Here is a 13,334-nt window from a genome sequence, read left to right on the forward strand (position 1 = left end):
TTTCAAGGGTCAAGATCAATTTGACGAATGAGTTAAATCGTAGCCAACTAAATATCGCTAGATGCGACTTAGAAAATTCAGAGTTAGAGCATATCGTTGCATTCATGATTCTGGAGAAATAACAGTGGGAGATTTAGCAGCTTTTGTAGGGAGAAACGAAAGTGGAAAAACTACAATTCTTCAAGCACTTACACTGTTGAATAAAGATGAAGAAGTTTCAGAATTAGATCTTTGTGATGAAATGAATGAAGAATTAAAAGAAGAAATGAGATTGGCCGAAGGCGAATTTGATCTAAGCCAAAATGAAATCAGCATAATAAAAGAAAAATTTCCAGGATTGCCAGATATAAAAAAGATTAAATTATTTAGAACAAATAAAAATCCAAGAGTTCAATATGAATTTGAAAACATTAAACTCAGTGAAGAAGAAAATAAGGGACTAAATTCGTGGGAGAACTTTTCAAAACAAATTTTTGGTTTCTTAGACACCATTCCAAACCATTTAAGAATTCAAATCGATACAAAATTTTTTGAAGAAGACGTCCCAAAAAATCAAGAAACATTTGATAGAGGGATGGCAGAATTCAGCAATCAATTTCATGTTATAGCGATTCAAGAGCCCAAAGTCATTGAAGAGTGGGAAAAACTCTATGAAAGTCCTGAAAACCAGTTTTCAAACCTTCTAAGCGGAGAAAGTGAGAAAGTAGCCTTGCAAAATTTTATTGCATCAGAACTGCATCCAAGGTTTGTTTATTTTTCAGACTATAAGAAAATCTACGGAAATATCAATCTCAACGAATACCTCAGGGAAGAAAGTGGTCAACGTCCAGATTCAATAGAATTTGTTGAGGAATTTGACAAAGCAGAAACAGTAAGAAATCTATTTTATTTAGCAGAGCTGGACATCAAAGAACTAGACAAAGTAAAAGAGAGCCCTTCAAAATGCATCAAACTTCTCAATGCCGCAAGTAACAGATTAAGTAAAAAATTAAATCCAGCATGGAAAGGGGATCCAATCCATGTTGATTTGAGATACAATCCAGGCAACATAATGAGTGTTGTAATTTCAGATGTTCATAAAGATGGAACCATAACAAATACAGGATTACTAAACAGAAGAGCTGAAGGTTTTAAATGGACATTTTCATTTATTGTCAACTTTGCAGCTGAGACACAAAGAGCAGAATTGAAAGAAGCAATACTACTATTAGACGAGCCAGCTAGAAACCTACACCCAACTCAACAAATGGGAATTTCAGATTTGTTGAAGAACTTAGCTGGATCAAATCAAGTATTGTATGCAACACATTCACCATTTATGATATTTGATTATACACCAGGCAACTTACTTGTCGTAGAACTGGACAAGAGGAAACATCTCAGCAGAATATTTTACGATTATTGGAATGCAGATGATAAAACACTGACGCCTATTTTGTATGGGCTTTGTAGAGGTCAAGTTGAATCTATTGTAGATAGAGAGATAGGAACAAACTCACGACCAATAATCATAGTAGAAACGATGTCAGATGCAATGTATCTTAATGCATTTGACAAATTCTTACAAGATCCAAATATTTCAATGAATCCATTAAATGTCATTGCAGCATATAGTAAAAATTCAGTTTTACCATTGGCAATATTTTACAGAAACCATGGATATAGAACATTTGTTTTATTAGATAACTCTGAAGAATCTAAACAAATTTCTGCCCAGCTTGTTTCAAATGAATTTTCGGCAATTCAAACCATATTCTTTGAAAGAGAAGGTAAAAAACTCGAATCAATTGAAGATTATATTGCTCTTGAGGATTACCTGTATCCAGTAAACCAAACTTATGAAATCAAGCTTAGACAAGAAGGTTTTTCCAACCTTACCCCTCAAGATCTTGCATCTAAAGATGGCAAAGGGGTTTTAGAAAAATTAAGAAAAATATGGCAAGAACATAGAGATGAAGATTGGGGAGAATTCAACAATGAAGAAATTACCAGATACATATGTGAGAAGATCGCACTTGAGGAGACCAGTTTTCTATCAGACAAAACCAAAGATCAATTCAGAACATTATACAGACTAATTGCTGAGCGTATCAGACAATATCAAAATGAGGTTACAAAACCAGATTTGGGAAAATTCCAAAAGGCCAAGCCTTAAGATTTAAGAAGTTTGCTCATGAAAAACACTAAACTAAGAAATAGAAAAATGAGGAAAAATCTTTAAGGTTTAAGTGAGAGATATTGAATTCGAATTACATGAATAGATCCTCTACTAGAGGAATTTTCCTAGCAGTTGTATTGTTATTTTCAATTGTATTGATCATATTTCCATCAAATGCATATGCTGAAGAAATTACTGTTACAAGTATTGCACTAGATGAAACGTCTGTAATGGAATTAACAAATGATTCAGATAAAGAAATCAATACTTTAAGAATTTGGCTCGGAAGCGATTTTAATTTCAAGTCATTTAAAACAGAAAAGGGATGGGTTGGAGAGAAAAATGCTCAAGGAGTAATTATTTTTACATCATCTGAATCAATCAAACCGGGAGAATCTGTAAAATTTGGAGTAAAGGCAGATAAGCCAATTTCAGGTATCAATTGGAAAGTCCTAGATAGCAAAAATACCCAAATAGATACGGGTAAAACTATTCCTGGAGAAATACAGAAAGTTGTCAAAAACACAAAACTAAATCAAAATTCACAAACAACAAGTGAAAGTATATCATCCGAGTCAATATTCAGAATAGTTCCAGAGAAACCAAACGTTGATTCAACAATTAGAGTTACAGGCGATAATTTTGGCCCATTGCAAGAATTTGATTTTTATATTGATTCAAAAAAACTTGGGACTTTTGAGACAGATGAGAATGGTCATTTTATGACTACAATGAAAATTCCAAGTGACCAAAAAGCTGACAGAGTGGATTTTAAAGTAAAAGACCAGAAAGGTCAAGAAAAAAAATTGAGTCTCAGAATTGGAGAAAACATCAATAGAATCCCAGAGGAGGCAAATACGCCACTTACAGTAAAAGGAATTCCAAAGATCATTCATAGAGGAGACTTTTTAGAGATTTTTGGAACTGCATCACCTGGTAGTGGAGTTACAATAGAGATTCAGGGACCAGATAATAATGTAATCAGAACAAGATCAGCAGAAGCTGATAGTAAAGGAAATTGGAAATTAGATCCACTATTAGTTCCATTGGATAGACCATTTGGAAAATATACAGGAATGATTTCAGATGGCAGAGAGACCATAACTGGAAGTTGGGAAATAAAATCAGATAAAGTAATCATCATTACTCCTAGTAATTTAAAGTTCGAACCAGGCGAAATTATGAAATTTAATGGTACGGCATTACCAAATAAATCAATTGAAATAGTATTAGAAGATCCTTTGGGAAAAGAAATTGTTTCAGACATCATTAAAGTTGATGAAACAGGCTTTGTAAAGTTTGAATTTCCAACTACACAAAATACACCAGAAGGAACATACACATTAATTGCAACACAAGAAAAAGAGAAAGAATTTACCTATGCAGGATTAGGTCAGCTTCCAACAATCCCAGTTAATTTAGAATTTGATAAACTCAGTTATAAAACTGGAGAAACTGCAGTTATCACAATATCAGGTAAACCATCAGAGATTGTCAACTTGTTAATTGTAGATCCTTCAGACAAACCAAAAGGGGAAGCTACATCTATTACTTTACAACCAGATGGACGAGGAACCCATTCCATAGAATTGAAAGGATATGCATCTGGAGTATATACGGCAGTTATCAGCAAAGGAAGCGCACAAAGTTCAGAAGTTTTTACAGTAGGTCTACAAACAGGTTCTGGAGAAATTGAAATTAACACAACAAAATTGGATTATCATCCAGGTGATTCCATATTGATTTTAGGAGATACCGGTTCAAATGTTCTTATTACAATTACCCTAATTGACCCAGATGGAAATGAAATAAAGGTCAAAGAAACATTTTCAGATAAAAATGGAAAAATTTCAGAAGGGTCTTTTAGAGTTCCAACAGATGCAATTCCTGGTGAATGGGTGATCAATGCAAAAAGTGGATCAAACTTTGATAATGCCATTCTTAATGTAATCAAACAAAAAGATCAAGGAATGTCAGTAGAAGTAGGAGAAGGACAAAAAAGTCCTTTGGGTGAAATAATCAACATACATGTTTTCGGAGCTTCGCAGACAGTAAAAATTGAAATTGTTGCCGAAGATGGAGAGATCATTGAAAAATTATCATTCCCAGCATCAGGAAGTGGAGAATTGAATCTACCATGGATAATACCAAAAGATACAGAGCCTGGAACATATACAGTCAAAGCCTCAGATGGAAAAAATAATGCTGAAACAACGTTTGAAATTCAATAATATCAAACAATTTTATTTCAGCTAATAACGATACTGATTATGAATTTAAAAGACAAAATTGAAGATTATCCAAATTTTCCCAAAAAAGGTATTTTATTTAGAGACTTTAGTCCAATTTTAAAAGATCCATCAGCACTCTCATTTGTTGCAGACGAATTTTCAAAATATTTCCATCCAAAAGATATCGATATCTTTGCAGGAATAGAGTCAAGAGGATTCATCCTAGCCTCGATTTTGGCCTCAAGATACAACAAAGGAATGATTATGATTAGAAAAGCAGGAAAACTACCTGGAAAAACTACAAAATTATCTTACACAATTGAATATGGAAAGGATACAATAGAAATTCAAAAAGACATCATCAAAGAAGGGGAGAAAGTACTAATTTGTGATGACTTGCTTGCAACTGGCGGAACTGCCAAAGCATCTGCAAAATTAATTGAAAAGGTAGGAGGAAAAATTGTAGGATTTGCATTCATTATTGAATTAGTTGATCTTAATGGAATGAAGGGAATTAGCAAGTATAATTGTAAATCACTGGTGAAATATTAATGGAAAAAGATGTTGAAATAGGAATTTTTGGAGGAACTGGAATTTATGATTCAGGTTTACTTGAAAATGCACAAGAAGTAGATGTCAATACACCATATGGAAAACCCTCAGACACAATCACAGTTGGGACTTTCAAAGGAAGAAAAATTGCATTTCTACCAAGACACGGAAAAAAACACACTATTCCTCCACATAAAATTAATTTCAAAGCAAACATTTGGGCATTCAAAGAATTAGGAGTTACTAGAATTATAGCACCATCAGCAGTTGGAAGCTTAAAAGAAGAATTAGAGCCAGGTCATTTTGCATTACCCACTCAATTTTTAGATTTTACAAAATCAAGAGACGGTTCATTTTCAGAAGATGGAAGAGTAATACACATCTCAGTTGCAGATCCTTTTTGTCCAGAATTACAGTCATCAATTCTTCAAGTAACAGATAATCAAGACATGGATATGCATAAAGATTGCACATACGTCTGTATCGAGGGCCCACGATTTTCTACTAAAGCTGAATCAAAATTCTACAGAACCACAGGTGCAGACATTATTGGGATGACATTAGTGCCAGAATGCCAGCTAGCAAGAGAAGCACAAATGTGTTATGCGTCAATTTCAACTGTAACAGATTATGATGTATGGGCAGAAAAACCCGTTACTGCCAAAGAAGTTCTTGAAACACTTTCAAAGAATGTGGAAAAAACAAAAAAGGTCCTAACAGAATTAATTGATAAAATTCCTAAAACTAGAAGTTGTTCCTGTGCAAAAGCATTGGAAGAAGCTGAATTCTAGTCATCAACAAAGGATTCTTTTTTGAGTCCTTCTGGAAGAGTTAAATCTCCTTGCAATAGATTTCGTTGAAGGGTTAAAATCACTTCTTCTACATCATATCCTAATTTTTCCAATTCGTTTTCAGTTGTTTGGGAGAGCTTTGCACCAATGTTTTGTCCACCAATTCTACCAAATGCAATAGCCGTGAAACGAAATTCATGTTCATCAATTGTGAAATTACCAGTAATTTTTGCAGCCATTTGGCTTCCATGAATATTATTTATGTGAACTTTGAGATCCATACTAGAATTAAATTTCTACAGCCTTGTTAATATTATCATCAATTAAGAAACTCCAATGCTTATCATCTTCAACTTTGAAATCATTAACCTTTAAAGGAATTATTTTTTCATCCAGACACTCGTGTTTAATCTCGCCATTTTCTTTTAATTTTACTAATTTCCATTTGTATTTGCCCTGTTGAAGTTTACATACAGTAACTCCCCATTTTGCATCAGGATCTATTTTTGGCATTCCTACCAAGTCAGCTAATTCTTCTATTCCAAGTTGTTTCTCTTCACAGAATTTTTTCTTGCAAACACCACATCTCCAAACATCAACTGAACCTATAGTTCGTTCATCAATATTGATATTTACCACACCAAAATATACTGGCTGATGTTTGCAGGTTTCAGTATCAATGCTCAATGTTGTTCACCCAACATTAGTATTATTTAGTTCTTGCATCATCATAGGGTTTTTCTAAAATCACTCCTATATTATCAACAATTTTGTTTCTCTTAAATTCAATATTTTGCCGCTCACACATCTTCCTATACATATTCACCGCAGTAAATCTAGGATGCATTGCTTCAAATTCGGTGGCAGATATATCGATAAAAGCGCCAAGGGACATTAGATCTTTTGATGCTTTTTCAGCATCCTTGATTGAGATCTTTAATTTTTTAGCAATGGATTCAGAGGACATTTTACCAAGACAGGTAATCAGCAAATAGACTTTAGCCTGAATTGGCTCTAGTTGAATTTCAGAAACGAGATCTTTTTCAATTCCAGAATAGGACATTATTTTTAGAAATTATTGTAACAACATAAAATATGATCTATCAGGTTATTTTTTGACTAGTATTTTTTTAGAAATCTTCAATGAAAATCCCATAGCAATAAAATGAACGATTGCGCCTAAAATTGCAGCATAAATCAAATTATCTAAAATGATCCATATAAGAACAAATGTAATGATAGAAGGAATTGTAATTATTGCTGCAATCAAAGTTCCTCTTAGTGCAATCTGGCTAATTGAAAGTTTAGATTGTTTGTCATCAGACAATATCTAAAATTTCAAAAATGGTAATAAAAACCAAAGATTAGTCAGAAAATATTGTCCTAATTTTTACTTGATTTTTGATTTTTATCTAGATAGTTGTAAAGATAACCTTTGTTTTAATTTTCTAGCTCGAGGTTTTGATCTCAACAGACATCCACAACATGGACACCAAAGTCCTTCCCAGGTAATGAATAACTCACATTGAGTACATCGCTTTTGACCTTGTACATATCGACCACTTTTTTGACCATTACTTTCAGCCTTGAATTTTTTACAAGATTCATTGCAATGCATGCTAGATATTTACCAATAATATTACTGCAGCACACACACCCATCAAAGCATACATGTATTTTCTATATTTGGGATTACTTGTTCGCATAACATTATGTCAGATTAAAAAGCATTTAAGAATTATTAGATGTATGCTACACCTTTTTGTTTAGTAGTAATATCAACAATTTCATCTATTGTAGATATGAAGATTTTTCCATCACCTAGAGAACCAGTATGTGATGCATCAGTAATTATTGAAACTACTTCATCCACTTTAGAATCATCAACTACAATAAAAAATGTCAAGACATCATTGTATCGCTCAATGTAGCGTCCTAAACCTGGTTTGACATGTCTAACTCCTTTACCACGACCTTTTCCAGTAGTAATGGTTAACCCGCCAATTCCAGTTTTTTGTAGTGCATCTACAATATCTTTTTCTTTAGATGGTAAAACTACTGCCTCTATTTTCTTCATGATTACTTTACTATCATTATAGGTACTTTTGATTTGTGCATCACATAGTTTGAGACGCTTCCAAGAAATGCTTCTTTAAGACCACCTCTTCCTCTAGAGCCCATCATAATCAAATCAACATTGTTCTTACTTTGATTAGCAAAATTCGAGATAAGTTCTCCTGGATTTCCTTCTAGAATTTTTTGTTGTAAGGCAACACCTTTTTTTTCTGCATTTGCTTGTGCTTTTGCAAGAATCTTTTTTGCTTCAACAAACATTGTTTCTTTTACAACTCTAATATCTCGATATGACAGAGGTGAGAAAGGCACAATATAGAGTCCAACTATTTTTGCATCACATTGTTTTGCAAGCGTAATAGCTTCAACCAATGCCCTTTCAGAACACTTTGAGCCATCTAATGGAACAAGTATTTTTTTGTACAAACCATTTGCCATTATCTTAATTCCTCCGTTGTAAGTTGTGGTGTTTTACCTAAGATCATGTTTCTAACTTTAACCATCTTTCTTGCCAACATGAATCCTGCACCAGACATGCAACTTCCAATTATTACATGTAGTATACTAGAATCTTGTTGTGGTGCCACTAGCATTACATATGCAAATCCGCCAATCATTAACATAATACCAAAAGCTGCAAACAGTGCCATCATTACGGGGACTCTTGAAGGAACTGGAGGCAACAGAGCAGCTTTTGATGAAGATTCAGTAAAATCAAGATCTTTGCAAACATGACAACAGCGATGACGTTGTTTATTTTCCCAAGTCGTAGTTAAGAAAAAGAATTCCTGATGGCATGAGTCACAGGATCTTTTAGGAAGGGTAATTTTTCCATGATCATCAAAGTCTTGACCTATTTTTTCCATGCAGCCCTTACAAAAATATCCATGAATATGCCATTGTTTTTGGAAATTATATTTTTTCCATCCTAGCGTTACATTACAACCGGTACAAGAAGTCATTTCTCGTCTACTCCTGTTGCTTCTGGAGATGCTTTTTTACCACCAAATACTTTGGCAATTCCTTTTCTTGCCTCAATGATTGGCAAGAATATTATGAAGAAGGATGCAACACTTACCCAAACTATGGATATTCCGACCCAGATACTATAAGACATTATATCAAATACATGTCCAGATACAATCAATGGTATTGGCCAGCCAATAATTAGTATCAATGTCATGATACCGCCGCCTTTTAGACTAAACTTGAATGCTTTCTTTAAAGTCTCCTCATCTTCAGTAACTTGGGCAGATTCTGCTTCACTTAGCTCGACAAGAGTAATCTTCTCTTTGAGGTCTTTCCAGTCAAAACTAGTCTTAGTAGCAAGGCTTCCAATTATTGCAATTGCACCACCAGTCAAAATTCCTGCAATATTTCCAAATAGCATAGAGTAGTTGTGACCAAGACTTGCAAGAGATATTTCTCCATTAAAGCCTGGCAAGGATGCAGCTACTGATATCCAAGTAGTTACTGCAACCATCAGACCAATAACTGCACCTAACGTGGCTGCAACTCTGTTTGTTCTCTTCCAAAGAATTGTAAGTGCTATTGGAATTACTGCTGCACCAATTATGATACCCATTGCCAAATAGACAAAGCCTAAACTTAATCCCATGTGTAATAGTATTACGGCCAAGCCACCCATACCAAGTCCAAAGCCTACAATTGTCGCTCTGGATACTTTGACTAGTGTTTTTCCTGAGGCATTTGGATTCTTGTACGTCCGATAAATATCATAAGTAATCAGTGATGAAACGGCAATTAGTTCTGCAGAGCCTGCAGAAGTTACTGCCATGAATAACATTGTAAGTACCATAATTGCACCGACTTCACCCATTAGTGCAGTAGCTGCTGCTGGAACTACTAATCCCAATTGAACTTGTTCAGGAGTCAAGTCAACATCAAGCGCTATCGCCGTCAAGCCCATCGTAGTAGCAAGTGTAAATGGAATAGCAAACCAACATGCGCCACCAAGTAAGAAACCTTTGACAGTAGATGATGGCTTTGCTGCAATGGCTCGTTGCCAGTATGCCTGATCAACGAAAACAGTTCCAAAGTTTCCTACAATATTGATAATACCAAACATCAATCCACCAATAGATGCCATCGTCAAGAATGCACCTGCAGCATTTCCTTCAACTGGATTTAACTTTGCAGCTTCAACAAGTTTATTGTACATACCTTCAACACCACCAGTAATGTCAGTGTTAACGTAAACTGCTGCAACAAATGTCAAGATTACAACAAATATGATTATAGTATGCATATAGTCTGCAACAAATGTTGCCTTTAGTCCTCCAACTAGAGTGTAAATCATAACGCCAATAGGAATCAAGAAAGCAGCCAGAGAAATATCCATTCCAGTCAAGCCATTGACAACTGCAGATCCACCAAGAAGAAGCATGGCAGTTACAATCATGTTAGTCATCAATGCAAAAACTAAGAAGACTTTGTGTGAACCATTACCAAATCTTGCACGAATGATTTCTAGGAAAGTGTGTGCATTTGGTGCTTTACGTTTTAATTCAATAGCTAAAATTCCAAATAATAAAACCTGAATTGATGCTCCTGCAGCATACCAAAATGGACCACTGATACCATACTGATATGCTACTGTCGAGGATTGGAGTAATGTTGCAGCCCAAGTCCAAGCAGAGACAATAGCAGCGGCAGTAAGACCAGTTTTGATTGTTCGTCCTGCAGTGTTAAACATCTCAGAGGTCTGGTTAACACCAAGGTATCTTTCTTCAATTTTTACCTCAACTGAAATGATGACAGCAAATACTGCACCTAAACCAACAACTATTGCCCAACCAATCCATTCAGGTAAAGCTTCACCAATTGCAAAGCCTTCTGAAATGGCACCTGCTGCAAAAACAGTTTGTGGAGTTCCGGCAAGGACAACTACAGCAACAAAAAATGCAGTAAATGCAACTGGGGTAAATTTAGCCTTATCCACGAAAACAATTCTTTTGAGATTTACTTATCAATTGAAGAATTATAGTTCTTTATCTACTCAATTCAAAGTTGAAAGAGAATATTTTGTAAAATAAAATTCTAGTCGACGTCGACATTATTTGAAATTGAGATGAAGAAGATAAAGTTTGAAAAGTTTTAAAACAAGTTGTAAAGTCGTGACATAGAAACTTTGTCTGCAGGATCTACCGTTGCAAGTTTTCCATCAACTTTCACTTCATATGTTTCAGGGTTCACTTCAATCTCAGGAGTGAGATCATTATACAACATGTCTTTCTTTCCAATAGAACGACAGTTTTTCACAGGAACCAGTTTCTTTTCTGAATTAATTTCAGATTCAATACCTTTGTCCAATGCTAGTTGTGATGTGAAGGTTACAGAAGTAGATTGTATTGTTTTACCAAGTGCCCCAAACATAGGACGATACAATACTGGCTCAGTTGTAGGGATGGAGGCATTTGGATCACCCATTATTGAATACGCAATAAAGCCACCTTTGATGATCATTTTTGGTTTGACTCCAAAGAACTGAGGAGACCAAATAACAATATCAGCCAATCTTCCTGGCTGCATAGATCCAACATAATCAGAAATTCCATGAGTTATGGCAGGATTTATCGTGATTTTGGCAAGGTATCGCTTCACTCGAAAATTATCATTTCGGACATTGTCTTCGGGGAGCTTTCCAGTCATCTTTTTCATTTTATCAGCAGTCTGCCAGTTTCTAGTTGTAACTTCTCCAACTCTTCCCATAGCTTGACTGTCTGAAGATATCATACTCAATACCCCAATATCATGAAGTACATCCTCTGCTGCAATTGTCTCACCTCGAATTCTAGACTCTGCAAAGGATACATCTTCAGGTACTGAAGGGTTAAGATGATGGCAGACCATCATCATATCAAGATGCTCAGCTAGTGTGTTTACTGTAAAAGGTCTTGTAGGATTTGTAGATGACGGAAGTATGTTTTCCTCACCAGCAACTTTCATAATATCTGGAGCATGACCTCCTCCAGCTCCTTCAGTGTGATAAGTATGGATTGTTCTTCCAGCAATTGCTTCAATGGTATCATCAACAAATCCACATTCATTTAGCGTATCTGTATGAATTGCAACTTGAGTGTCAGTTTTATCTGCAACACTCAAAGCTGAATCAATTGCAGCGGGGGTTGAACCCCAGTCTTCATGTAATTTTAATCCACAAGCTCCTGCCTCTATCTGTTCAAGTAATGCAGTTTCAAGTGAATCATTTCCTTTTGCAAGAAATCCAAAGTTTAATGGTAACTCATCAACGGATTCAATCATTCTATGAATATTCCATTTACCGGGAGTACATGTTGTCGCATTTGTTCCATCAGCAGGACCAGTTCCTCCGCCAATCATTGTAGTGGTACCATTACAGATTGCATGTATTGCTTGTTGAGGAGAAATAAAATGAATGTGTGAATCGATTGTTCCAGGAGTGCAAATTGTATGCTCACCTGCAATTATCTCAGTGTTTGATGAAATTATCATATCAACATCATCCATGATGTTAGGGTTTCCGGCGTTTCCTACACCAACAATTTTCCCATCTTTAATTCCAATGTCTGCTTTGATTATTCCTAAAAGAGGATCCATCACAATTGCATTGGTAATAACAAGATCAACGGATTCTGTTCTGGATACTCCACTTGCTTGTCCTAATCCGTCACGTACACTTTTTCCTCCACCAAATACAGCCTCATCACCATATGTGATCAAGTCTTTTTCAATTTCTATAATTAAATCAGTATCAGCAAGACGAACTCTATCACCTACAGTAGGACCAAACAAATCAACGTAGTTTTTTCTTGGAATATTTAGAGTCATGATGTCATTCCCTTGAATCCTTTTTCGATAGCTTTCTTGAATGCCTCTTCTTTTTTTTCATCTAGATTTCCATTTACTAAACCGCTAAACCCATAAACAATTTTTTTTCCGCCAAATTCTGTTAGTTCAATTTCTTTTGTTTCTCCTGGTTCAAATCTTACTGATGTTCCAGCAGGAATGTTTAGATGGTATCCGTAGGATTGTTTTCTTGGAAATTCAAGTGCCTTATTTACTTCAAAAAAGTGCGTGTGTGAGCCTACCTGTATTGGTCGGTCTCCAGTATTTCTAACACTGACAGATGTTGTGGATTTTCCCACATGAGCAGTAATTGGCTCATCAGATGTAAAATATTCACCAGGGAACATATTTCTCACACAATAGGGTCATGAACAGTCACCAGTTTAGTTCCATCTTCAAAAGTTGCTTCTACTTGAATGGAATGGATAAGATCTGCAACACCTGGCAATACATCATCTTTTGATAGGACATTTTTTCCAGAACTCATAAGCTCTGGAACAGTTTTTCCATCTCTTGCTCCTTCTAAAATATGATCAGCAAGAATAGATACTGCTTCGGGATGATTGAGTTTCAATCCTCTACCTTTTCTTCTACGGGCAAGTTCTGCTGCAACAAAGACATTTAGTTTCTCTAATTCTCTAGGAGTAAGCATCATTGAATGGAATAGGGTATTAGTGTATT

At 35.3% G+C, this 13,334-nt stretch carries 15 protein-coding genes; 4 read left to right on the top strand and 11 right to left on the bottom strand.

Annotated elements, in window-relative coordinates; genetic code table 11:
- Window positions 1-61 precede the first annotated feature (61 nt).
- From NSED_RS07610 to NSED_RS07625, 4 genes are all read left to right on the top strand, one after another.
- Window positions 62-2,155: an AAA family ATPase gene (locus NSED_RS07610; RefSeq protein ID WP_014965678.1), complete on the top strand. Its 2,094-nt coding sequence runs from the start codon at window positions 62-64 to the stop codon at window positions 2,153-2,155.
- Window positions 2,156-2,253: 98 nt separating this feature from the next.
- Window positions 2,254-4,389, top strand: a complete 2,136-nt coding sequence (locus NSED_RS07615; protein WP_014965679.1) for a hypothetical protein — start codon at window positions 2,254-2,256, stop codon at window positions 4,387-4,389.
- 39 nt (window positions 4,390-4,428) lie between these two features.
- Window positions 4,429-4,941, top strand: a complete 513-nt coding sequence (locus NSED_RS07620) for an adenine phosphoribosyltransferase (RefSeq protein ID WP_014965680.1) — start codon at window positions 4,429-4,431, stop codon at window positions 4,939-4,941.
- The gene (locus tag NSED_RS07625) at window positions 4,941-5,732 is read left to right on the top strand and encodes an S-methyl-5'-thioadenosine phosphorylase (RefSeq protein WP_014965681.1); all 792 of its coding nucleotides are present in this window, start codon (window positions 4,941-4,943) and stop codon (window positions 5,730-5,732) included. The genes NSED_RS07620 and NSED_RS07625 overlap by 1 nt, the downstream gene beginning before the upstream one ends.
- On the opposite strand, the gene NSED_RS07630 is transcribed toward NSED_RS07625, so the two are convergent.
- The 11 genes from NSED_RS07630 to NSED_RS07680 form a co-directional block, all read right to left on the bottom strand.
- Window positions 5,729-6,013 (bottom strand): hypothetical protein, encoded by a 285-nt coding sequence (locus NSED_RS07630; RefSeq protein ID WP_014965682.1) that lies wholly within the window; start codon window positions 6,011-6,013, stop codon window positions 5,729-5,731. The two genes, NSED_RS07625 and NSED_RS07630, sit on opposite strands and share 4 nt — an antisense overlap.
- A 7-nt stretch (window positions 6,014-6,020) precedes the next feature.
- Window positions 6,021-6,419, bottom strand: a complete 399-nt coding sequence (locus NSED_RS07635; protein WP_014965683.1) for a hypothetical protein — start codon at window positions 6,417-6,419, stop codon at window positions 6,021-6,023.
- A gap of 22 nt (window positions 6,420-6,441) precedes the next feature.
- Window positions 6,442-6,795 (bottom strand): hypothetical protein, encoded by a 354-nt coding sequence (locus NSED_RS07640; RefSeq protein ID WP_014965684.1) that lies wholly within the window; start codon window positions 6,793-6,795, stop codon window positions 6,442-6,444.
- Between the two features lie 45 nt (window positions 6,796-6,840).
- The gene (locus NSED_RS07645; RefSeq protein ID WP_014965685.1) at window positions 6,841-7,059 is read right to left on the bottom strand and encodes a hypothetical protein; all 219 of its coding nucleotides are present in this window, start codon (window positions 7,057-7,059) and stop codon (window positions 6,841-6,843) included.
- 414 nt (window positions 7,060-7,473) lie between these two features.
- Window positions 7,474-7,809: a P-II family nitrogen regulator gene (locus tag NSED_RS07650; RefSeq protein ID WP_014965687.1), complete on the bottom strand. Its 336-nt coding sequence runs from the start codon at window positions 7,807-7,809 to the stop codon at window positions 7,474-7,476.
- Window positions 7,810-7,811: 2 nt separating this feature from the next.
- On the bottom strand, window positions 7,812-8,243 hold the full coding sequence (locus NSED_RS07655; RefSeq protein ID WP_014965688.1) for a universal stress protein: 432 nt from the start codon (window positions 8,241-8,243) through the stop codon (window positions 7,812-7,814).
- Entirely contained in the window at window positions 8,243-8,767 is a 525-nt protein-coding gene (locus NSED_RS07660) for a hypothetical protein (protein ID WP_232212367.1), read from the bottom strand. Before NSED_RS07660 ends, NSED_RS07655 begins: the two co-directional genes overlap by 1 nt.
- A complete protein-coding gene (locus NSED_RS07665; protein WP_014965690.1) occupies window positions 8,764-10,767 on the bottom strand; it encodes a sodium:solute symporter family protein in 2,004 nt (667 codons plus the stop codon). The genes NSED_RS07660 and NSED_RS07665 overlap by 4 nt, the downstream gene beginning before the upstream one ends.
- Before the next feature lie 155 nt (window positions 10,768-10,922).
- Entirely contained in the window at window positions 10,923-12,635 is a 1,713-nt protein-coding gene (gene ureC, locus NSED_RS07670) for an urease subunit alpha (RefSeq protein ID WP_014965691.1), read from the bottom strand.
- Window positions 12,632-13,000, bottom strand: coding sequence for an urease subunit beta (locus NSED_RS07675; RefSeq protein ID WP_014965692.1), 369 nt, complete (start codon window positions 12,998-13,000; stop codon window positions 12,632-12,634). Before NSED_RS07675 ends, ureC begins: the two co-directional genes overlap by 4 nt.
- A gap of 5 nt (window positions 13,001-13,005) precedes the next feature.
- A complete protein-coding gene (locus NSED_RS07680) occupies window positions 13,006-13,308 on the bottom strand; it encodes an urease subunit gamma (RefSeq protein WP_016940220.1) in 303 nt (100 codons plus the stop codon).
- Between the last annotated feature and the right edge of the window lie 26 nt (window positions 13,309-13,334).

This window comes from Candidatus Nitrosopumilus sediminis (genome assembly GCF_000299395.1).
GTDB classification, from domain to species: Archaea; Thermoproteota; Nitrososphaeria; order Nitrososphaerales; family Nitrosopumilaceae; genus Nitrosopumilus; species Nitrosopumilus sediminis.